The sequence below is a fragment of the Bradyrhizobium sp. USDA 3315 genome (genome assembly GCF_054056795.1).
This window is the reverse complement of sequence record NZ_JBSRYP010000001.1, coordinates 3,106,574-3,126,575: the sequence shown is the minus strand read 5'-3', so window position 1 is coordinate 3,126,575 and position 20,002 is coordinate 3,106,574. Positions and strand designations below refer to the sequence as shown.

The following is a 20,002-nucleotide window of genomic DNA, read 5'->3' as shown; positions in this document are numbered from 1 at the left end:
GACGGGCGCCCGCCCGTTGACAGTGCCGGCCGGGCACGCGAAATCGTCCATGATTTGATATAGCTTCGCTGCATGAGCCCAACAGATTCCCTCGCCTCAGCTCCCCGCAATATCCGTCTGACGTTGGCCGGCCTCCTGCCGGTGCTGGCGCTGGTCGCGGCCTGCCTGTGGACGAGCCCGGCGGCGGCCGATTTCCGGCTCTGCAACAACACCTCGAGCCGCGTCGGCATCGCGCTCGGCTACAAGGACGCCGAGGGCTGGACCACCGAGGGCTGGTGGAACGTGTCGTCGCGCACCTGCGAGACCTTGCTGCGCGGCAACCTTGTGGCGCGCTACTACTACATCTACGCTCTCGACTATGATCGCGGCGGCGAATGGTCCGGCCAGGCCTTCATGTGCTCGCGCGACAAGGAATTCACCATCAAGGGCACCGAAAATTGCCTGGCGCGCGGGTTCGACCGCACCGGCTTCTTCGAGGTCGACACCGGCGAGCAGCGTGCATGGACCGTCCAGCTGACCGAAGCCAACGAACAACAGCCGCAGAAAGTACCGGGAATGCCGGGCGGCGTGGGTCCAGGAAGTCCCGGGGCGATGCCGGGCCTGCCCAACCCGCCGCCGGGCGCAGCGCCGCCGGGCGCGTCTGGTCTGCCGCCAGCCGCACCACCCGGAAACAAACCATGAGACGACTGCGTCGAATCAAGATCCTCGCAACGCTCGGCCCGGCCTCCTCAGACAGCGCGATGATCCGCAAGCTGTTCGAGGCGGGCGCCGACGTCTTCCGCATCAACATGAGCCATACCCCGCATGACAAGATGCGGGAGCTGGTCAAGACCATCCGCAATGTCGAATCGAGCTACGGCCGGCCGATCGGCATCCTGGTCGACCTGCAAGGGCCGAAGCTGCGGCTTGGCTCGTTCGCGGAAGGCTCGACCCAGCTCAAGAACGGCCAGAGCTTCATTCTGGATTCCGACAAGACGCCGGGCGACAACAGCCGCGTCCAGCTTCCGCATCCGGAGATCCTCGCGGCGCTCCGCCCGGGCCATGCGCTGTTGCTCGACGACGGCAAGGTGCGGCTGATCGCCGAGGAAACCTCGCCCGAGCGCGCGGTCACGCGCGTCGTGATCGGCGGCAAGATGTCGGACCGCAAGGGCGTCAGCCTGCCCGATACCGATCTGCCGGTGTCGGCGATGACCGCAAAGGACCGCGCCGACCTGGAAGCCGCGCTGCCGGAGGGGATCGACTGGGTCGCGCTGTCCTTCGTGCAGCGCGCCGAGGACGTGATCGAGGCCAAGAAGATGATCCGCGGCCGCGCCGCCGTGATGGCCAAGATCGAGAAGCCGCAGGCGATCGACCGCCTTGCCGACATCATCGAAGCGTCGGACGCGCTGATGGTGGCGCGCGGCGATCTCGGCGTCGAACTGCCGCTGGAACGGGTACCGAGCCTGCAGAAGCAGATGATCCGGATGGCGCGCCGCGCCGGCAGGCCGGTGGTGGTCGCAACCCAGATGCTGGAATCGATGATCCAGGCGCCGGTGCCGACGCGCGCCGAAGTCTCCGACGTCGCCACCGCCGTCTACGAAGGCGCCGACGCCATCATGCTGTCGGCGGAATCCGCCGCCGGCAAATTCCCGGTGGAGGCAGTCTCCACCATGAACCGCATCGGCGAGGAGGTCGAGCGCGACCCGACCTATCGCAACGTGATCAACGCGCAGCGCGTCGATCCCGAAGCGACGGTGGGTGACGCCATTGCCGACGCCGCGCGGCAGATCGCCGAGACGCTCGACCTGTCGGCGATCATCTGCTGGACGTCATCAGGCTCGACCGCGATCCGGGTGGCGCGCGAGCGGCCTAAGGTGCCGGTGGTCGCGATCACGCCGAACCTCGTCACCGGCCGCAAGCTGTCGGTGGTGTGGGGCGTCCATTGCGTGGTCGCCGAGGACGCCCACGATCTCGACGACATGGTCGACCGCGCCGGCTCGATTGCGTTCCGCGACGGTTTTGCCAAGGCCGGCCAGCGCGTCATCATCGTCGCCGGCGTGCCGCTCCGCGCCCCCGGCACCACCAACATGCTGCGTATCGCCTCGGTCGGCCCGAAGGGCGACGCGCAGCTCTAGATTCCTGTTTGGCGCGTTTTCTTCACGCGTACCGGTGCCTATTTCGCTCGAAAACGCTCTAACCCGCCGCGCCGCGATCAGCCCTGCAATGACGCGTCGAGCGTGATCTTGGTGTTGAGCAGCTTCGACACCGGACATCCGGCCTTCGCCTTGCGGGCCAGTTCCTGGAACGTCGCGTTGTCGGCGCCCGGGATCTTCGCCGACAGCGTCAGATGCACCGCGGTGATGGCGAAGCCGTCGGCAACCTTCTCCAGGGTCACATCGGCCTTGGTCTCCATATGCTCCGCCGTGAGCTTGGCTTCTCCCAGGATCAACGACAGCGCCATCGTGAAGCAGGCGGCATGCGCCGCGCCGATCAGCTCCTCCGGGTTCGAACCCGGTTTGCCCTCGAAACGGCTGGCGAAGCCGTAGGGGTAATCCGAGAGCGCGCCGCTCTTGGTCGAGATCGCGCCCTTGCCGTCCTTGATGCCGCCCTGCCATTTGGCCGAGCCATGGGTTGTCGTCATGGGTTGCTCCGTGAGGTTGGTTGAACCCAGCCCGCAAAACTACAACGCCAATGCGACAGAAGTGTTCTTCGCGCGCGTTGGCCTCATCCTGGACTCAGGCGCCGACCAGCGCCTTCGCCGGAGTCGTCGCCTGCACCACGAGGCCACGCGCGCGTGCGTCCATCACGCCGACCGCGCGCAGCGCAAGCAGCGTCACGGTCTGCACCGCGTCACGCAGCTTGATCGGATCGTCGAGATTGGCCGGCGCCAGCGGGCCGACCAGCGCTTCGTGCAGCGCGCCGAGCAAGGCGGTGGCGGCCAGCGCCGTGTCCTGCGCCGGCAGGTGTCCGGCGCGCACCGCGGCATCGATGCGCATGGCCAGCTCGCCGGAAATATCGCGGCGGCTGGCGAGGCGCGAGGCGGTGACGTCGACGTCGACCGGCTCGGCCAAAATGCCCCAGGCGAGCTTGCGCTGCGACAGCACGTGGACCGCGATCGTCGTCACCGCGGCGGCAAGCGCCGATGACGGCCCTGGCGCGGCATCGGCGGCACGCCGGATCGCCGTGAGCTCGTCGCGCGAGACTTCAGTGATCAATTCCGAGATCAGCTCGGCCTTCGACGGGAAATAGCGGTAGACTGTTCCGGCCGCGACATTGGCCCGCACCGCGACGGGTGCGATCTGGACCGCCGCCATGCCGCCCGCCGCCGCCGCGTCCCGCGCAGCCGACAGAATGGCGCTGCGCCGCGCGGCCAGCCGTTTCACGACCTGATGAGTTCGCCGGTAAACCATGGCGTTCCGTCCCCCCGCCGTGCGCCCCGGCCGGCGCCCACCGGCAGAACACACGAGTCTTCAACGTTTTGAGCGATTGATCCCGCAATCGCCTGAAGAAGTGAACAACTATTCAGACTGGTTGACAAGCTGGAATTGTAAGGATTTTTTGCAACCTCTGGTACCACCTCTGATTGAGCCGGCGGTGCTTCGGGCCTCTCCCCGACCGGTTCAGGGCCGCGATGGTAAATCGCCGGCTAAGGTGATCGCTCGAAATCGAGACATCTGATCTTGCGCACACTCGCGATATCGCCGCGGCATTTACCCGAATTTATCGGAAGCCGTGGTCGAGTGCGCGCCAGCATCACGCGTGGCGTTGGCTCTGGATGCCCCCGGCCGAAACAAGCAAGAAAGCGCATGTCACTCTCCATCACCAGCAGCGTGAGCAGCCGTAGCGCGGCGCGAGGACTGGTGCCGCTGTGCGCCGCCGTGGGCGCCTATCTGTTTTATCTCTCGGCCGGCGAAATCCTGCTGCGCGATTCCGACACGATGTGGCAGATCCGGGTCGGACAGTGGATCCTCGAACACGGCGCGATGCCGACATCGGACGTGTTCTCGTTCACCCGTTTCGGCGAGCCCTGGATCTCGAGCTCGTGGCTGTCGCAGGTGGTGTACGCGCTCGTATACGGCGGCGATTGGGCCGGGCCGGTGATCCTGTCGTCGATGGCGATCGGCGCGACGGTCGCAATCTTCCTGCATCTGTTGAGCCCGTATTTCGATCCGGCGCGCGCGCTTCTGATCGCGGCGCTGGCGCTGCTGTTGTCGACGATCCACTTCTTGGCGCGGCCGCATGTGTTGGCGCTGCCGGTGCTGCTGGCGTTCATCGGCGGCCTGCTCGTGGCCGCGGATCGCCGCGCCTCACCGTCATGGTGGCTGCTGCCGCTGATGACGCTGTGGGCCAATCTGCATGGCGGCTTCGTTCTCGGCCTGGCGCTGATCGGACCGATCGGACTGGAGGCGGTGTGGAACGCGGAGCCCGGCCGCCGCCGTCGGCTTGTCGTGCGATGGGGCCTGTTCGGCCTCGCCGCGCTGGCCGCGAGCTGCCTGACGCCCTATGGCTGGAACAGCCTGCTCGGCGCGACCAAGATCCTCAGCCTCGGCAAATTGCTGACGCTGATCGGGGAATGGAAGCCGGCGGATTTCAGCAAGCCGAGCTTCTTCGAAGCCACGCTGCTCGGCCTGATCGGCCTGATCTGCTATCGCAGGCTGACGCTGTCGGTGCCGCGGATCCTGCTGCTGCTCGGGCTGATCTGGATGGCGCTGAGCCATGTCCGCAACATCGAGGTGTTCGCATTCATCGCTCCGCTGGTGCTCGCCAAACCGATCGCCGAGCAATGGGGAACGGCGGGCGCCACCGCCGCCCGCTTCGGAGAAACGCGCTCATTCCCCGTCGTCACGATCCTGGCTGTGATCGCGATGGTGATCGGCGCGTGGGTGACGACGGCGATGTTCGTCGCGCAGCATCAGTTCAAATTCCTCCCGATGTTCTCGCCCGTTGCCGCGGTCGACGTGCTGCAGCAGCACAAGGCGCAACGCGTGTTCAGCACCGCGCCGTTCGGCGGCTACATGGTCAGCCGCGACATGAAGGTGTTCATCGACGGCCGCGCCGAGCTCTATGGCGAGCAATTCGTGCTCAACTATTACGATGCGCTCGATGCCCGCGACGTCGGCCGGCTGCTGGGCCTGCTCGACAAATACCGGATCGATGCCACGCTGCTGAGCTCGGACTCTCCCGCCGGCAACGCGCTGGATCATCTGAAGGGCTGGAAGCGGCTGTACAAGGACGACATCGCCGTGATCCATGTGCGTTCGGACGAGACGAAGACCGGCGCGGCGGCGGCGGGTCAGAGCACGAACTAACCGACGCCGCACAGGTCCAAAATCGCATCGTCGTCCCGTCATCCTGAGGTGCGAGCCTTGCGGCGCAATTGCGCAGCTGGGCGAGCCTCGAAGGATGAATCGGCCACCAGTCGGGCCGTCGATCCTTCGAGACGCCGCTGCGCGGCTCCTCAGGATGACGGGTTTGATCCCCGGCGCTCACAGTTCAAGCGCGATCAGCCCCACCCTCAATTCCCTGTCTGAAGCTCGCCGAAGCGATCCCAGGTCTTGCCGTTGAAGCGCATCAGTTGCATCTGATCGACCGGCACGTGGTCGGCCGGCGAGGTGTTGACCTTGATGCCCGGCAGCAGCATCGGCAATTCCAGGCCCTTGATCGCGAATGCCTGACGCAGGATGTTCTCGGTCGAGAGATCGTCGCCGCAGGCCTTGAGCACCGCCTCCAGCGCCATCGCGCTGTTGTAGGCGTTGACGTAATTGGTGTCGTACTGGTCGCCTTCCGGCACGTATCTGGTCATGAACTCGCGCCAGCCCTTCATGCCGGGATCGTCGCTCCATGCCGGGTCGTCCGGATCCTTCACATAGGCCGTGGAGATGATGCCGGTGCCGGCCTCGACGCCGGCAGGCTGCATCACGGTCGAGATCCACACCGCGGTGTTGGACAGGAAGGTCATCGGCCGCCAGCCGATCTCAAAGGCCTTGCGGATCGACTGCGCCGCGAATTTCGGCGTCGCCGCGATCACGAAGACGTCGGCATTGGTCGCCTTCAGCTTGACGATCTGGGAGTCGATCGTCGGGTCCGTGATCTCATAGGTCGCAACCGTGACCAGAGACTCATACTTCTCGCCGAGCACGTCCTTGAGGCCGGCGAGATAGTCGCGGCCGTAGTCGTCGTTCTGCGAGATGACGGCGAACCTTGCATTCGGATTCTTCGCCAGCGCATAGCGCGCATATAGCCGTGCCTCGTAGCGGAACGGCGCCTGCACGCCCATCGTCGCCTGCGGGAATTGCGTGACGTCGCCGAATTTCGAGGCGCCGGAGGCCAGGAACAGCTGCGGGATGTTCTTGCCCTGCAGGTACTTTGCGATCGCGGTGTTGTGCGCGGTGCCGATCGAGGAGAAGATCAGCGCGACCTCGTCGCTCTCGACGAGGCGGCGCGTCTGCTCCACCGTCTTCGGCGGCGCGTAGGAATCGTCCAGCGAGATGAAGTTGATCTTGCGGCCATTGATGCCGCCGCGATCGTTCAGCATCCTGAAATAGCCGGCTTCGCCCTTGCCGAGCGCGCCGAACGCCGACACCGGCCCGCTATAGGGCATGGTCTGGCCGATCCTGATTTCGGTTGATGTGACGCCGCGCATCTCGGCGGCGATGGAAGACGTGGGCAGCAGCAGGAACGAAATGGCGCCAAGCGCGCCGAATGCCTTGCGCATCGGCCTCCCCTCCCCTTTTTCTTGCCGCGCCATCAGACAACGCGGCCGTGCCGTTTACGGCTTGGCGGGAGGATGCCACGGCGCCGCAGCGGAGGCCACGGATATTCGAAAGGTGCGATTTCAGCGCTTGCCGCGGTCCCTGACCGGGATCACGAATTTCAGTCCCGACCAGACGTCATCGACCGCACAGACCTTGACGTCGACCAGGCCGTTCGCGAGCCCGGTCGCGCGGACCTGTCTCTCCGTAAGATCAGTCGCGACGCGCGAACTCTTCTTCGGCCACGACACCCAGATCATGCCGTCAGGGGCGATCGCCTGACGATAATGCCGCAGCTTGGCCGCAAGCCCCTCGGCCTTGGCGGCGAACAGGTGCACGACATCGAGCGGTGCCCGTGCGGTCTTCGCCACCAGCACATCGGCGGGCAATTCGCCGACAACGTCGCCGTAGGGAACGGACAACCCGTCGACAAAAATACAAAAGCCCGGCTTGAGGCCGAGCTTTTGCACAACTGGTCTGCCGGAAGTGCCGGCCATCGCGGGCGAGGCTTACGCCTGCGGCTGCGGCTCCATGCCGGTGTCCGGATCGGGACGCGGGCGCGGCTTGCCGGCTGGCGGCACGGCGGATGCGCGCGGCGTCGACGGCTCCAGCACCGACTCCCGGTTGGGCTTCTTGCCCTTCAAGAGGTCGATGATCTCGTCGCCGGTCAGCGTCTCGAACTCGAGCAGGCCCTTGGCGAGCGCCTCGAGATCCTCGCGCTTCTCGGTGAGGATCTTGGTCGCCTCGTTGTAGCCTTCCTCGACCAGACGCCTGATCTCGGAGTCGATTTTCTGGACGGTCGCCTCGGACGCATTCTGAGTGCGCGAGACCGACATGCCGAGGAACACCTCGTCCTGGTTCTCGCCGTAGGAGACGGTGCCGAGCTCTTCCGAGAGGCCCCAGCGCGTCACCATCATGCGGGCAAGGCGGGTCGCCTGCTCGATGTCGGAGGCGGCGCCCGAGGTCACCTTCTCGCGGCCGAAGATCAACTCTTCGGCGACGCGGCCACCCATCATGATGGCAAGGCGCGAAGTCATCTGCTCGAGCGACATCGACAGCTTGTCGCGCTCCGGCAGCTGCATCACCATGCCCAGCGCACGGCCGCGCGGAATGATGGTCGCCTTGTGGATCGGATCGGTCGCGACGACGTTGAGGCCGACGATGGCATGGCCGCCCTCGTGATAGGCCGTCAGCAACTTCTCTTCCTCGGTCATCACGAGCGACTTGCGCTCGGCGCCCATCATCACCTTGTCCTTGGCCTCTTCGAACTCGGCCTGCGTCACCATCCGCTTGTTGCGGCGGGCGGCGGTCAGCGCAGCCTCGTTGACGAGGTTCATCAGGTCGGCGCCCGAGAAGCCCGGGGTGCCGCGCGCGATGGTCTTGAGGTTGATATCCGGCGCCAGCGGCACCTTGCGAACGTGAACCTTGAGGATCTGCTCGCGGCCGACGACGTCCGGGTTCGGCACCACGACCTGGCGGTCGAAGCGGCCGGGACGCAGCAGCGCGGGATCGAGCACGTCGGGACGGTTGGTCGCCGCGATCAGGATCACGCCCTCATTGGCCTCGAAGCCGTCCATCTCGACCAGCAACTGGTTCAGCGTCTGCTCGCGCTCGTCATTGCCGCCGCCGAGGCCGGCGCCGCGATGACGGCCGACCGCGTCGATTTCGTCGATGAAGATGATGCAGGGCGCGTTCTTCTTGGCCTGCTCGAACATGTCGCGGACGCGGCTCGCGCCGACGCCGACGAACATCTCGACGAAGTCAGAACCGGAGATGGTGAAGAACGGCACGTTGGCTTCGCCCGCGACCGCGCGCGCGATCAGCGTCTTGCCGGTACCGGGAGGGCCGACCAGCAACACGCCGCGCGGAATCCGTCCGCCGAGCCGCTGGAATTTGCCGGGGTCGCGGAGGAATTCGACGATCTCCTGCAGGTCCTGCTTGGCCTCGTCGACACCAGCGACGTCCTCGAAGGTGACGCGGCCATGGGCCTCGGTCAGCATCTTGGCGCGCGACTTACCAAAGCCCATCGCCTTGCCGGCGCCGCCCTGCATCTGCCGCGACAGGAAGATCCACACGCCGATCAGCGCGATGAACGGCAACCAGGAGACGAGCAGCGAGACGAACCACGGCACGTTGTCGCCGGGCGCCTTCGCGGTGATCTGCACCTTGGCGTCAAAGAGGCGCTTCACGAGCGTCGGATCGCTCGGCGCGTAGGTCTGGAAGCTCGTGCCGTTGTTGAAGGTGCCGTGAATCTCCGGCCCCTGGATCACGACGTCGCGGACATGGCCCTGATCGACCTCAGTGAGAAGCTGCGAGAACGAGATGTCCGAGGACGACGAGCGCTGGCCAGGATTCTGGAAAAGCGTGAACAACGCCAGCAACAGCAGGACAATGATGACCCAGAGGGCGAAATTCCGCAGATTGGCGTTCATGGTCTTCCTTCGTGGTCGCGCGGATCGCGGCCTCTCTCTATCCTTGGGCAGGCTCTGTGGGAATCCCCAGGGAATCCATCCCGTCGATGGCATACAATTTAGGTGCCGCTGGGGTAGATGCCAAGGGAACCACGCACGACTATTTACCGCATCCTAGCGCGATTCCCGGTCAAAAAATGGCGCTGAATCCGGTGTTTTTCCGGGGTGGTTAAGCCTCTTTGCCCGATTATGACAGCGATTGAAACAATCGAACCCGGCTCAGCGGGAGCGCCCCCGGCGGGGCGGCGCCGGCCCGATCCTGATCCGGCCGGCGGCGATGCTGATGACCGCTCCGGCAAGGGTCTGTTTCAGCCTGGATTCGCGTTTTCCCAAAGTCCCATCCAAGGCCTCGTCCATCGCGGCGAGCAGGGTTTCGACCTTGCCGAGCTCGGCCGGGCCCTCATGTCCGACGCGGTCGATGGCGCGCTTGAGCAGACGGACGCGGATTTCCTCGGGCATTACTGCGAACAGCGCAGCATCGAAGCCCGCGCCGGAGTTATCCTCGCTCTTCAACGCAAGATAGTGCTCGGCGCCGTCGACCAGCACCTCCAGCGCGGCGTTGGCGCGCGCGATCCGCGCGGCAAGCCGCGCCAGGTTCCGCGCGTCGCCGCCCTCCTCCGCGAGCATCGGCATCAGCGCGCGCAGCCGCGGACGCGTGAAGGATCGATCGCGGTTGGTCGGATCGTCGGCAAAGCTGATGCGCGCCTTCTGCAGCGTTGCGATCAGCTGGGCCTTGGAGATGTCGAGCAGCGGCCGTGTCAGCAAGACGCCATCGCGCTCGGTCTCGCGCGCCATTGCCGAGAGGCCCGCAACGCCGCTGCCGCGCAGCATCCGCATCAACAGCGTCTCGGCCTGATCGTCACGGGTGTGCGCGGTCAAAATATGCGTGGCGCCATGCTTGCGTGCGGCCTGCGCGAGCAGTCGATAGCGGGCCGCGCGCGCCGCTGCCGGCACGCCGGTTCCAGGCTTTGGTCCAGTCCAACGCAACGTGTGATGCGGCAGCTCGAGACTTCGCGCCAGCCGCTTGACGTCGCGCGCCTCGCGAGCCGCTTCAGGACGCAGGCCGTGATCGACCGTGACCGCCACCAGCCGCGGTCCCTGCGCGAGCGCGCGGCGCCAGCGCGCGGCGAGCCACATCAGCGCGACTGAATCGGGACCGCCGGACACCGCAAGCAGGAGCGCCGGCGCGCCCGCAAGGCCTGCGAACAGGCGCTTGGCGTCCCTTGCCGGGATGGCGGATTGATCGTCGGGCATCGCAAAACCAGCTGCTGGCGGAGAGGCCGGGCCTTCCCGCATCTGGTTTAGCACTTCACGCGCTTCTGCTCGCGATCAACCGCAGCCTTGACCCCGCCGGACGCGCGCGGGTACTTCCGCGTGATCTCGCCGAACGCGGCGCAGGCCGCTTCCTTTTCCTTCAGCGCCGCCAGCGACTGGCCGAGCCGCAGCAGGGCGTCGGGCGCCTTCGCGGACTTGTCGAACTTGGTGGTCACGCCGAGGAAGGTCTCCGCAGCATCGCGATATTGCTGGCGCTGGAAATAGCTTTCGCCGAGCCAGTATTGCGAGTCCGCCACCAGGGGATCGTTCGGATACTTCTGGCCGAAGTTCTTCATCGTCTCTTCGGCGAGCGCATAGTCCTTGCGCTGCATATAGCCGATGCCGAGGTCGAACTCGTCCTTCGACGTCGCCGACGGCGGCAGCGTGGTCAGGGCTGCGCTCGCGCCGGGCGCACGCTGCGGGCTGGTGTTGCCGAGATTGAGCGGCTCGCCTGCCCCACGGCCGCCGGGCGCACCAACCGCCGCCTCACTGGGCATCGGCATCCCGCCGCCGCCAAGTACGCGCGGCGCCCCTGGGGCATTCGGGTTCTGGTTCGGATCGAAGGCATCGCCGCGGCCGCGGCGGCCGGAAGCCGCCGGCGCCGGCTCCTGCGCGATCGGCGCGGGCGCCGCGATCTGCTGCTGCTGGTCATAGCCGCCCTGCGGCTGCCGGCCATATCCTTGCTGCGGCTGGCCGTAGCCTTGCTGGGGCTGGGCGTAGCCCGGCTGCGCTTGCGGGTAGGCCTGCGGCGGCTGCGCCGGTGGCGCCGCCGCAACGGGTTGGCCCGCCGGAGCCTGTCCAGCTGGGCCGGGCGGTTGCCCGCCAAGCTGCCGCAGCCGCTCCTCGAGCTGGCGGTTACGGTATTGCAGTTCCTCGTTCTGACCGGTCAGCTGCCGCAGCTGGTTCTCGAGCCGCTCGATCCGCATTTCAGCATCGGAATCGTCGGATTGGGCAAACACTGGCGCGGAAACGGCGAGCAACGCCGCGATCGCCGCGGCGGAGGAAAGAAAATGAATCCTGGATGACATTTTGCCCTGACGACGAGATCGACGTGAAAAGCGAGCGACATTGAAAGACGGAGTACGCCGGAATTGTGACTGGCACTTCAAATCCGGGACAGCGTCGCGGGATACCGGTTTAGTACGGACGCTGGAACAAGCAAGCGGCCAATTGCGCGCAGCTTCGTTCATCTTGATGACGGCGGGCCGGGCCTTCACGCGGCCAAAACAAAACCGGCGCCCGAAGGCGCCGGCTTGAAAACACTCATTCAGGTTCGCGTCAGGAGCTGGCGTTCAGCACGGTGACGGCACGACGATTCTGCGACCAGCAGGAGATGTCGTTACAGACCGCGACCGGACGCTCCTTGCCGTAGGAAATGGTGCGCATGCGGCTCGGATCGATGCCGCGCGAGGCGAGATAGGCGCGGACCGACTGGGCACGCCGGGCACCGAGCGCGATGTTGTATTCGCGGGTGCCGCGCTCGTCGGCATGACCTTCGATGGTGAAGGAGTAACGGTTATAGGTCTGCAGCCACTGCGCCTGCTTGTCGAGGGTCGCCGTCGCCTGCGGGCTGAGATCGGTCTGATCGCTCTCAAAGAACACGCGGTCGCCGACATTGACCACGAAATCCTGCTGGCTGCCCGGGGTCGCGGCGCCCCCAATCGCGCCATTGGCGTCCAACGGGTTCTTGTTGGCACAGGCACCCATCGACAGCGCCACCGCCAGAACCGCAACCAGCTTCATACCCTGGAGATAATTCATTCCCGGAGCCTCCACGCTCGCGCTCTTCGTACTACCCAATCGGTCTACAGGGCGATGGTTAAGCGAACGTTCCGTCAACCTTGACGAGACCTTGCTGAACCCCATCAAATGCCAGGCAATGGCGAAAAGCGCCCCCGATGGTTAATGGGTGGCAAATGTGGCGCGATGGTGAAGGGAAGGCAAGGTTCGCGGGAACCGGCCGCTTTTGCAGGACAATTTGGCCTGCGCGCAACAGTCGATCGACACTGGCTCGATGAGAATGGCCGATTCCCTCAGGGATTCGGCACGATCGAAGCGCGCTCGAACGGCTGCACGAAGCCGTCGGGCTGCAACTGGCCTTCACGGTCGAACAGCATGCGCCGCTCGAAGGCGCTGGAGCGCAGGAAGGGATAGCGGGCCAGCACGCGTTCCCGCACCGTCGGCAAATGCGACGCCATCAAGCCGACCGGCTTCACCAGCCCGGGATAGAGCCGCGGCTCCGACCAGGTCTCGTGCAGGAACACACGCCGGTAGAACGCCATGTGCTCGGGCCGGACCGGCGCCAGGCCGTAATCAGCGTTGAAGTGCACGCCCGCGGTCGAGCCGAGGCGCACCGTGACATAAGGCAATTCCGGAACGTTCCGGGCCTTTTCGGGATCCGCGACGAAGCGCGTCGAGTCGATGAAGACCAGGCCCTGATCAAGCTTCGGCAGCAGCACGTCGCCAAACACCTCGAGCGTCGGCGAGGTTCGCCACTCCGGCGTCACCACGGTGATGCGGATCGAGCTGCAGAGTTCGCCCTGCAGATAGACACCGAACACCCAGGCATTCGGCGCATCATCGAACTGATCGACGACCCGCTCGTCCGCCGAGGGCCGGATCGCGCCTTCGCGCAGATAGGCGCGATAGCGAAGCCGGTAGATCTCGTCTTTCTGTTCCGGGGTCTGAGCGAGGCGGTAATCGACTTGATCCAGAGGGTCCGCAAGCCTTCCTGTCGCGGGCTTGATGGCTTCGGCCGCGGACCTCATTTGGTACTCCCTGAACAACGCAACAACTTCAACGCGCGGCCAAAAGATTAACAGCTTCTTAATTTCCGTCAAAGCAATCGAGGCAATACAGTTAACCTCTCGCCGCAAGGGTACACTACGAATGGTGCAGCCGAAGGCTCTCACAACTATCGATTGAGGGTATTGCGCCGGGCTCAAGCGATCGAGCGCGAGGGAACCACGTGCAGTTGCTCGTCGGTCCGCCGGCCGTGCGAGGCATTGAGCAGCTGGCGGATGCGGACGGAGGGAACCGGCCGGCTGAACAGGTATCCCTGTGCTTCGGTCACCGCGCCATCGGCGCTGATCAGTTCGAGCTGCTCATTGGTCTCGATGCCCTCGACCACGACCGACATACCGAGATCCGCCGACAGCCGCGCCACCCCGCGCAGCAGGGTCAGCGGACGGTCGCTGTCGATGCCTTCGAGGAAGGACCGGTCGATCTTGACCTTCTGCAGCGGGAAATTGTGCAGGTAGCTGAGCGACGAGTAGCCGGTGCCGAAATCGTCCAGCGAGATCCGCACGCCGAGCGAGCGCAACTGGGACAGCAAGTCGTGGGTCAGCTCGGTGTTGTGCAGCAGCGAGGATTCGGTGATCTCGATCTCGAGCCGGTGCGCCGGCAGGCCGGAGACCTCGAGCGCGTAGCGAACCTCGCTCAGCACGTCGCGCTGATGGAACTGCTGCGGCGAGAAGTTGACCGCGACGCTGACCGCCTCGGGCCACTTCATGCATTCCATGCAGGCCTTGCGAAGGATCCAGCGGCCGAGATCGACGATCAGGCCCATGTCCTCGGCAACGGGGATGATGTCGACCGGAGAGACCGTACCGCGCGCCGGATGGTTCCAGCGTAGCAGCGCCTCGCAGGTGCTCACCTTGCCGGACTTCAGGTTGATCAGCGGCTGATAGAACAGCTCGAATTCCTCGTTGGCGAGCGCCTTGCGCAGGTCGAGCTCGAGGATGCGGCGGGCCTCGACGGTTTGCGCCATCTCGTCGCGGAAGAAGCAGAAGGTGCCGCGGCCGTCGGCCTTGGCGCGGTAGAGCGCCATGTCGGCGTTCTTCAGCAGCGTGTCGGCGCCGACGCCGGGCGCGGTCATCGCGATGCCGACGCTGGCGCCGATCTCGACCAGATGGTTGTCGATCTTGTAGCGCTCGCTGAGGCGGTCGACGATGCGCCGAGCCAGCGCCGCAGCGTCCTCGTGCGAGTGGATGTTCTGCTGGAACACCACGAACTCGTCGCCGCCGAACCGCGCCACGAAATCCTCCGGCCGCAGCATCTCGCGCAGCCGCTCGGCGACCGCGCAGAGCAGCTGGTCGCCGCAGGGATGGCCGAGCGTATCGTTGACCTGCTTGAACTGGTCGAGGTCGACGAACAGCAATGCGGAGCGATGATCGCCGTGCTGCATGGCGAGCAGCCGGCCGATTTCGTCGCGGAAATTGACGCGGTTGGGCAACGCGGTCAGTTCGTCGTAGCGCGCGAGGTGGCTGATCCGGGCCTCGGCGTCCTTGCGCTCGGTGATGTCCTCGACCAGCACCACCGTGCCACCGCCGGCCATCGGCTGGAAGGTCCAGTCGAGCGAGCGGTTCTTGGTTGGGTCGGGGTCGCTGGTGACGATATCGCCGCGCTGCGAGCTCTCGATCTCATAGAGGATCTGCTGTGCGGCCGCGGCCGAGATCGAGCCGGACAGGACGCAGGCGTTGCAGATATCGGTCGCGCTGGCGCCGCGCTGCACGAAATCGTCCGACAGCTGCATCATCTCGATGAAGCGGTGGTTCATCACCGCAACGCGGCCGTCGGCGCTGAACATGCACAGGCCGTGCGGCATGTTGTTCAGCGCGGTATCGAACTGGCCCGCCAGCGCGGCCTCGCGCTCCTTGGCGATCCAGGCGTTGACGTAGATGCGTTGCAGGCTGGAGGTCAGGTGCCGGATGGCGCTGAAGAACACCAGGCTGAGCAGCGCAAGGGCGATGTGATACGGGCCGCCGACATACATCAGCGCCAGGATCAGGGGACCGATCGACATCAACAGATGCAGGTGGAAGATCTGCGGCCGGCCGAAGGTCCGCCCTACCCCCGCCGAGGTGTAGGCGACCACCGTGGTCACGCACAGCATGTGCGCGGCGGCATCATTGGTCGTGAGGAGCACGGTGACGCCCCAGATGCCGAGCGAGATGCCGTAGGCGATGGTGCCGATCCGGTAGCGCTTCTCCCAGGTCACGGACTCTTCGACGGTGAGCCGGGAATTGCGCTGCTGGTAGCGGTACATCTGCAGCGCGCGCGCCAGCCCCACCACGATGAACAGCGGCACGCACAGCCAGCACAACAGATTGCTCGTCACAGCCGCAATCACGGCGCCCGCAATGGCGGGGCCGAAGGCGCCGAAGATCATGGGCGCTGGGTTCATGAACAGGGAATCGACCAGCGCCGCGGAAATCGTCGGCGACATCGACCGGTCCGGTTCACCCGTCTGACTTGCAAACTGCATTGTGAGAGCGCGCGTCCTTTTCAGCTCGCACTCTTACTGATCGCAGGTGAAGTCTTTCTGAGCGAACATCGTTAGCAAGTCCTTGCCGCGCTAGGACGACGGCCGGAATTCACCATGAAATTCAGTGCGCTAGGTGAGAAGCCGCGACTGCCGCCGAGGTTCCCGGAGCAGCTCTGCACCCAGCTCACGACAACAGCGGTGACCAGGCCGGGTCGGAGGCAAAGCCCGGGGTCGGTACCCGCAGCTCGTTGCGGCCGGAGACGTCGATGGTGAACAGCGACGGGCCGCTGTTGCCGCCCGGATCGCGGAAGAACATCACGACGCGCCCGTTCGGCGCAAACGTCGGGCCTTCATTGTGGAAGCCCGAGGTCAGGATGCGCTCGCCCGAGCCGTCGGGTTTCATGATGCCGATCGCGAACTGCCCGCCGCCCTGCTTGGTGAAGGCGATGTAGTCGCCGCGCGGCGACCAAACCGGCGTCGAATAGGTGCCGTCGCCGAACGAGATGCGCTGTGCACCGCCGCCGGTTGCCGGCATCACGTAGATCTGCGGCTTGCCGCCGCGATCGGATTCGAAGCACAGCCGCGTACCGTCGGGCGCGTAGGACGGCGAGGTGTCGATTGCCGGCGTGTCGGTCAGCCGTGTCATCGACTTCGAGCGCAGATCCATCACGAACAGGTTGGAGTTGCCGCCCTGCTGCAGGCTCATGATGACGCGCTGGCCGTCGGGCGAGAAGCGCGGCGAGAACGACATGCCCGGGAAGTTGCCGACGATCTCGCGCTGGCCGGTCTCGATGTTGAGCAGATAGACGCGCGGGTCGCCCTGCCCGAATTCCATGTAGGTGATTTCCTGGGTCGACGGCGAGAAGCGCGGCGTCAGCACGAGGTCCGAACCGCGGGTCAGGTAGCGCACATTGGCGCCGTCCTGGTCCATCAGCGCGAGGCGCTTGACGCGGCGATCCGCCGAGCCACTCTCGTCGACGAACACGACGCGGGTATCGAAATAACCCTTCTCGCCGGTCATGCGCTCATAGATCTGGTCGGAGATGATGTGCGCGATCCGCCGCCAGTATTCGGCCGAGGTGTCGTACTGCTGACCGGCGAGCTGCTGGCCGGTGTTGACGTCCCAGAGCCGGAATTCCGCCTTCACTCGCCCGTTGCCCTGGCGCGTCATGCGGCCGGTCACCAGCGCCTGCGCGTTGATGCTCTTCCAGTTGTTGAAGTTCGGCGCCGCGTCGATATTGATCTGCTTCTCGAGATAGGCGGCCTGATCGATCGGCGCGAACAATCCGCTGCGCTTCAGGTTGTTGGTGATCACCTGCGTGACGCCGACGCCGACTTCGGCATCGCCAGGCGTGCCGGCGGCGAAGTTCGGGATCGCGATCGGCACCGGCGCGAACTCGCCCTCGGTGATGGTGATCCGCTTCTGGGCGGATGCGGGGCCGGTGAGACCGCCCAGCATCGCGCCGGCGGACGCCATTCCGGCCAGGATCTGCCGGCGGCTCGGACGGAATAGCGTGTGAGGCAAGCGGGTCTTGTCAATCATCGTTCGAACTCATGCTCGTAAACGGTAGCGTGCAATTTCAGCTCTGCCTCTCGGTGAAGGCCGGCTCGAAGAACTGCCACTCCTCAAAGAATGCTGGAGGCAATCGATAGGGCTGGCACTCGATGATCGCGCGCAAGCCGCTCTCCTGATACACCCGAAGATAAGGCGTCTTCGCGTTTCCTACCACGACCGGCATGCCTTCCAGCGTGCCGTCGCGCTTCAAATGGATGGAGAACACGGCTTCTGCCATCTGTGCCTCTATTCCACCGTAAGGCTTCTTCCAGCAGCGCTCGACCTGCTGCCGGAACATCGCGCCCCAGGTCGCGGAATTGTCGGCAGCCTTGCCCTTCGCGGTGCCGAGCGCCGCATTGGCATTGAGCGTATCGCCGGTCGCCGCGGCGCGCGTCGGGTCACGCTTGTCGAGCAGGGCTGCGATCTTGCTCTGGTCGAACACGCGATCCTTCGGCTTCTGCTCCGGCGGCGGCTTGGCGGCCTGCTGCACCGGCTTCGGCGGCGGCTTCTTCTCTTCCTTCTTGATCGCTTCCGCGATCGGGTCGGGTTTCACCGGATCGGGTTTCTTCTCGACCGGCTTCGGCTCTTCCTTCGGCTTGTTCTCGACCTTCTTCGGCGGATCCGGCTTCTTGTCTTCCGGTTTCTCCACCTTCGGCGCCGGCTGCGGCGCGGTGTCGGTCACGACCGGGGGCTTTTTCTCCTCGACCTTACCGACGGTGTCGTCGACCGGCTTGGCTTCGGCGACCTTGTCGACCAGTGGCTTGGGATTCTCCTTCTTGCCGTCCTTCTGACCGGCCATGACATGCGAGAGTTGGTCGGGCGAGATCACGTCGACGGCAACCGATTCCTCTTCGGGCATCACGTACGCCTTGGTCGACCACGACACGAGGCCCCACCCGATCACGAGGACGTGCAGGACAATCGATGCCGCCAGAGTCTTGTCGACCTTGACCTTCAAATCAGGCTTCCCCGTGCCTTGGCATGGTGGTTATCCGCCTTCCGGGATGATGACGATATTCGCCTTGAATCCCGCGGCCCGGACCTCCCCGAGCAGTTTCATCATATCCGTGTAACAGACGTCCTTGTCGCCACGCAGATAGACCACTTTTTCGGCATCCGACCGGGCGTCACCGATCGCCTTGATCTTGGCCGGAAAATCGGCGGCCGTGACCGGCGCGTCGCCCAGATAGAGCTCGACATTCGAGTTGCAGCCGCCGCCGGTGCGCTTGACCGACAGTGTCAGCGGCGGCTGGTTCGACGAGATCGACTTGCCGCCGCTCGCCACCGGCAGGTCGATGTCGATGTTCGACGTCATCAGCGGCGCCGCGACCATGAAGATGATCAGCAGCACCAGCATCACGTCGACCATCGGCGTGACGTTGATCTCGGCCATGACCGGCTTGCGCCCGCCGCGGCGGCGTCTGCCACCGCCGGACCCTGCCATGCTCATCGCCATGATCGCACACCCGCAAAAGTGACCATCATCTAACTCAACCCCGCTCGTCGATCTGACGGGACAGGATGGCGGAGAACTCGTCGGCGAACCCCTCCAGGCGCGCGGCCTGCCGGTTCACCTCCGAAGTGAACTTATTGTAGAAAATAGTCGCCGGAATTGCGGCAATCAGGCCGATCGCGGTGGCAAACAGCGCTTCCGCGATACCGGGCGCCACCACCGCCAAAGAGGTGTTTTTGGAGGCCGCGATCGACTGGAAGCTCGACATGATGCCCCAGACGGTGCCGAACAGGCCGACAAAGGGGCCTGCCGAGCCCACGGTGGCGAGCACCAGCAGCCGGCGTTCCAGCCGCTCCACCTCCCGGGCGATCGAGACGTTCATGACCTTCTCGATCCGCGCCTGCAGGCCGGCAAAGGACCGCGACTGGCTCTCGAAGGAGCGCTTCCACTCCCGCATCGCCGCGACGAAACAGGCCGCCATCGACTGGGTCGGCTTGGCAGAGAGGGCGCGGTAGAGTTCCTCGATCGACTGGCCGGACCAGAAGGCCTGCTCGAACTTGTCCATGGCCCGCTTGGTGCGGGCGTAGAGCAGGATCTTGTCGATTGCGATCGCCCAGACCCACACCGAGCAGGACAGAAGTCCCAACATCACGCATTTGACGACCCAATGGGCCTGCCAGAACAGCGCGATCAGCGACACGTCGCTCGATGCCAGTGGCAGAGTTGACTGAGCCACGTCGGCGGGATTCATCGGCAATATCCTCTCAACGCAAGTGTCCCAATTCGGCGGGCCGCCAATCGGCACCCCTTCCACGGCCGCGCGCCCGGCGCGGCAAAACTGCGCGAGAGCCTCTTACATCTGTCGCATGGGGGCCCGTCCAAAGCCGGGCCCTGCTTCCCCTGCCAACATGTCAAAACGAGGGCTTTTCACGCGTCATTCCGACCCTAACCAAACGCTAATCATGGTTAAGGCGAGGTTACCAAAGGGAAATTTGGAGGCGGGAAATGCCGCCGGCCGGGGAGGTTGGCGGGTTCCGGAGATGAATGGGGTGCCGCCGGATGGCGGGGTAGCGGACGACTCCTCCCGCGCGTCGTCCTGGCGAAAGCCAGGACCCATAACCACCGCATTCAGTGATGAATCGGATCGTGGCCCCGGCGTCGCGCAACAATTGAGATTTGGGGTAATGGATCCTGGCTTTCGCCAGGACGACA

Annotated in this window: 17 protein-coding genes; 3 read left to right on the top strand and 14 right to left on the bottom strand. The window is 65.2% G+C overall.

Annotated elements, in window-relative coordinates:
• The first annotated feature begins 72 nt into the window (after window positions 1–72).
• Complete coding sequence (locus ACVIYL_RS14325; RefSeq protein WP_038377731.1) at window positions 73–681, top strand: DUF1036 domain-containing protein; 609 nt, start codon at window positions 73–75, stop codon at window positions 679–681.
• Entirely contained in the window at window positions 678–2,114 is a 1,437-nt protein-coding gene (gene pyk, locus ACVIYL_RS14320) for a pyruvate kinase (RefSeq protein ID WP_225162447.1), read from the top strand. Before ACVIYL_RS14325 ends, pyk begins: the two co-directional genes overlap by 4 nt.
• A 77-nt stretch (window positions 2,115–2,191) precedes the next feature.
• On the opposite strand, the gene ACVIYL_RS14315 is transcribed toward pyk, so the two are convergent.
• Window positions 2,192–2,620, bottom strand: a complete 429-nt coding sequence (locus tag ACVIYL_RS14315) for an OsmC family protein (RefSeq protein WP_456778903.1) — start codon at window positions 2,618–2,620, stop codon at window positions 2,192–2,194.
• A gap of 94 nt (window positions 2,621–2,714) precedes the next feature.
• On the bottom strand, window positions 2,715–3,389 hold the full coding sequence (locus ACVIYL_RS14310) for a TetR/AcrR family transcriptional regulator (protein ID WP_026191806.1): 675 nt from the start codon (window positions 3,387–3,389) through the stop codon (window positions 2,715–2,717).
• 396 nt (window positions 3,390–3,785) lie between these two features.
• Here ACVIYL_RS14310 and ACVIYL_RS14305 point away from each other — a divergent pair, with 396 nt between their 5' ends.
• Window positions 3,786–5,288 (top strand): hypothetical protein, encoded by a 1,503-nt coding sequence (locus ACVIYL_RS14305; protein WP_456778902.1) that lies wholly within the window; start codon window positions 3,786–3,788, stop codon window positions 5,286–5,288.
• Window positions 5,289–5,494: 206 nt separating this feature from the next.
• Here the strand turns inward: ACVIYL_RS14305 and ACVIYL_RS14300 are convergent, their stop codons facing one another.
• From ACVIYL_RS14300 to tolQ, 12 genes are all read right to left on the bottom strand, one after another.
• Entirely contained in the window at window positions 5,495–6,694 is a 1,200-nt protein-coding gene (locus ACVIYL_RS14300) for an ABC transporter substrate-binding protein (protein WP_456778901.1), read from the bottom strand.
• 120 nt (window positions 6,695–6,814) lie between these two features.
• The gene (locus ACVIYL_RS14295) at window positions 6,815–7,201 is read right to left on the bottom strand and encodes a DUF3052 domain-containing protein (protein ID WP_456778900.1); all 387 of its coding nucleotides are present in this window, start codon (window positions 7,199–7,201) and stop codon (window positions 6,815–6,817) included.
• Window positions 7,202–7,240: 39 nt separating this feature from the next.
• On the bottom strand, window positions 7,241–9,163 hold the full coding sequence (gene ftsH / locus ACVIYL_RS14290; RefSeq protein WP_057018122.1) for an ATP-dependent zinc metalloprotease FtsH: 1,923 nt from the start codon (window positions 9,161–9,163) through the stop codon (window positions 7,241–7,243).
• A 258-nt stretch (window positions 9,164–9,421) separates the two neighbouring features.
• Entirely contained in the window at window positions 9,422–10,456 is a 1,035-nt protein-coding gene (gene tilS / locus ACVIYL_RS14285; RefSeq protein ID WP_456778899.1) for a tRNA lysidine(34) synthetase TilS, read from the bottom strand.
• A 47-nt stretch (window positions 10,457–10,503) separates the two neighbouring features.
• On the bottom strand, window positions 10,504–11,544 hold the full coding sequence (ybgF, locus tag ACVIYL_RS14280) for a tol-pal system protein YbgF (protein WP_456778898.1): 1,041 nt from the start codon (window positions 11,542–11,544) through the stop codon (window positions 10,504–10,506).
• Between the two features lie 250 nt (window positions 11,545–11,794).
• Window positions 11,795–12,277: a peptidoglycan-associated lipoprotein Pal gene (gene pal, locus ACVIYL_RS14275; protein ID WP_016846948.1), complete on the bottom strand. Its 483-nt coding sequence runs from the start codon at window positions 12,275–12,277 to the stop codon at window positions 11,795–11,797.
• A gap of 272 nt (window positions 12,278–12,549) precedes the next feature.
• Complete coding sequence (locus tag ACVIYL_RS14270) at window positions 12,550–13,284, bottom strand: N-acyl amino acid synthase FeeM domain-containing protein (RefSeq protein WP_057018120.1); 735 nt, start codon at window positions 13,282–13,284, stop codon at window positions 12,550–12,552.
• Between the two features lie 173 nt (window positions 13,285–13,457).
• Complete coding sequence (locus ACVIYL_RS14265) at window positions 13,458–15,782, bottom strand: putative bifunctional diguanylate cyclase/phosphodiesterase (RefSeq protein ID WP_076828017.1); 2,325 nt, start codon at window positions 15,780–15,782, stop codon at window positions 13,458–13,460.
• A 184-nt stretch (window positions 15,783–15,966) separates the two neighbouring features.
• On the bottom strand, window positions 15,967–17,325 hold the full coding sequence (tolB, locus tag ACVIYL_RS14260) for a Tol-Pal system beta propeller repeat protein TolB (RefSeq protein WP_092080739.1): 1,359 nt from the start codon (window positions 17,323–17,325) through the stop codon (window positions 15,967–15,969).
• Between the two features lie 37 nt (window positions 17,326–17,362).
• On the bottom strand, window positions 17,363–18,295 hold the full coding sequence (locus ACVIYL_RS14255) for a cell envelope integrity protein TolA (protein WP_092080736.1): 933 nt from the start codon (window positions 18,293–18,295) through the stop codon (window positions 17,363–17,365).
• Window positions 18,296–18,325: 30 nt separating this feature from the next.
• Complete coding sequence (locus tag ACVIYL_RS14250; protein WP_016846953.1) at window positions 18,326–18,793, bottom strand: biopolymer transporter ExbD; 468 nt, start codon at window positions 18,791–18,793, stop codon at window positions 18,326–18,328.
• 34 nt (window positions 18,794–18,827) lie between these two features.
• Window positions 18,828–19,541 carry a protein TolQ gene (tolQ, locus tag ACVIYL_RS14245; protein WP_016846954.1) on the bottom strand — a complete coding sequence of 238 codons (714 nt, stop codon included), beginning with the start codon at window positions 19,539–19,541 and terminating at the stop codon, window positions 18,828–18,830.
• Window positions 19,542–20,002: the final 461 nt, after the last annotated feature.

Coding starts and splice junctions, on each gene's coding strand:
- ACVIYL_RS14325 (WP_038377731.1), top strand. CDS start 73: ATGAGCCCAACAGATTCCCTCGCCTCAGCTCCCCGCAATATCCGTCTG.
- pyk (WP_225162447.1), top strand. CDS start 678: ATGAGACGACTGCGTCGAATCAAGATCCTCGCAACGCTCGGCCCGGCC.
- ACVIYL_RS14315 (WP_456778903.1), bottom strand. CDS start 2,620: ATGACGACAACCCATGGCTCGGCCAAATGGCAGGGCGGCATCAAGGAC.
- ACVIYL_RS14310 (WP_026191806.1), bottom strand. CDS start 3,389: ATGGTTTACCGGCGAACTCATCAGGTCGTGAAACGGCTGGCCGCGCGG.
- ACVIYL_RS14305 (WP_456778902.1), top strand. CDS start 3,786: ATGTCACTCTCCATCACCAGCAGCGTGAGCAGCCGTAGCGCGGCGCGA.
- ACVIYL_RS14300 (WP_456778901.1), bottom strand. CDS start 6,694: ATGCGCAAGGCATTCGGCGCGCTTGGCGCCATTTCGTTCCTGCTGCTG.
- ftsH (WP_057018122.1), bottom strand. CDS start 9,163: ATGAACGCCAATCTGCGGAATTTCGCCCTCTGGGTCATCATTGTCCTG.
- tilS (WP_456778899.1), bottom strand. CDS start 10,456: ATGCCCGACGATCAATCCGCCATCCCGGCAAGGGACGCCAAGCGCCTG.
- ybgF (WP_456778898.1), bottom strand. CDS start 11,544: ATGTCATCCAGGATTCATTTTCTTTCCTCCGCCGCGGCGATCGCGGCG.
- pal (WP_016846948.1), bottom strand. CDS start 12,277: ATGAATTATCTCCAGGGTATGAAGCTGGTTGCGGTTCTGGCGGTGGCG.
- ACVIYL_RS14270 (WP_057018120.1), bottom strand. CDS start 13,284: ATGAGGTCCGCGGCCGAAGCCATCAAGCCCGCGACAGGAAGGCTTGCG.
- ACVIYL_RS14265 (WP_076828017.1), bottom strand. CDS start 15,782: ATGCAGTTTGCAAGTCAGACGGGTGAACCGGACCGGTCGATGTCGCCG.
- tolB (WP_092080739.1), bottom strand. CDS start 17,325: ATGATTGACAAGACCCGCTTGCCTCACACGCTATTCCGTCCGAGCCGC.
- ACVIYL_RS14250 (WP_016846953.1), bottom strand. CDS start 18,793: ATGGCGATGAGCATGGCAGGGTCCGGCGGTGGCAGACGCCGCCGCGGC.
- tolQ (WP_016846954.1), bottom strand. CDS start 19,541: ATGAATCCCGCCGACGTGGCTCAGTCAACTCTGCCACTGGCATCGAGC.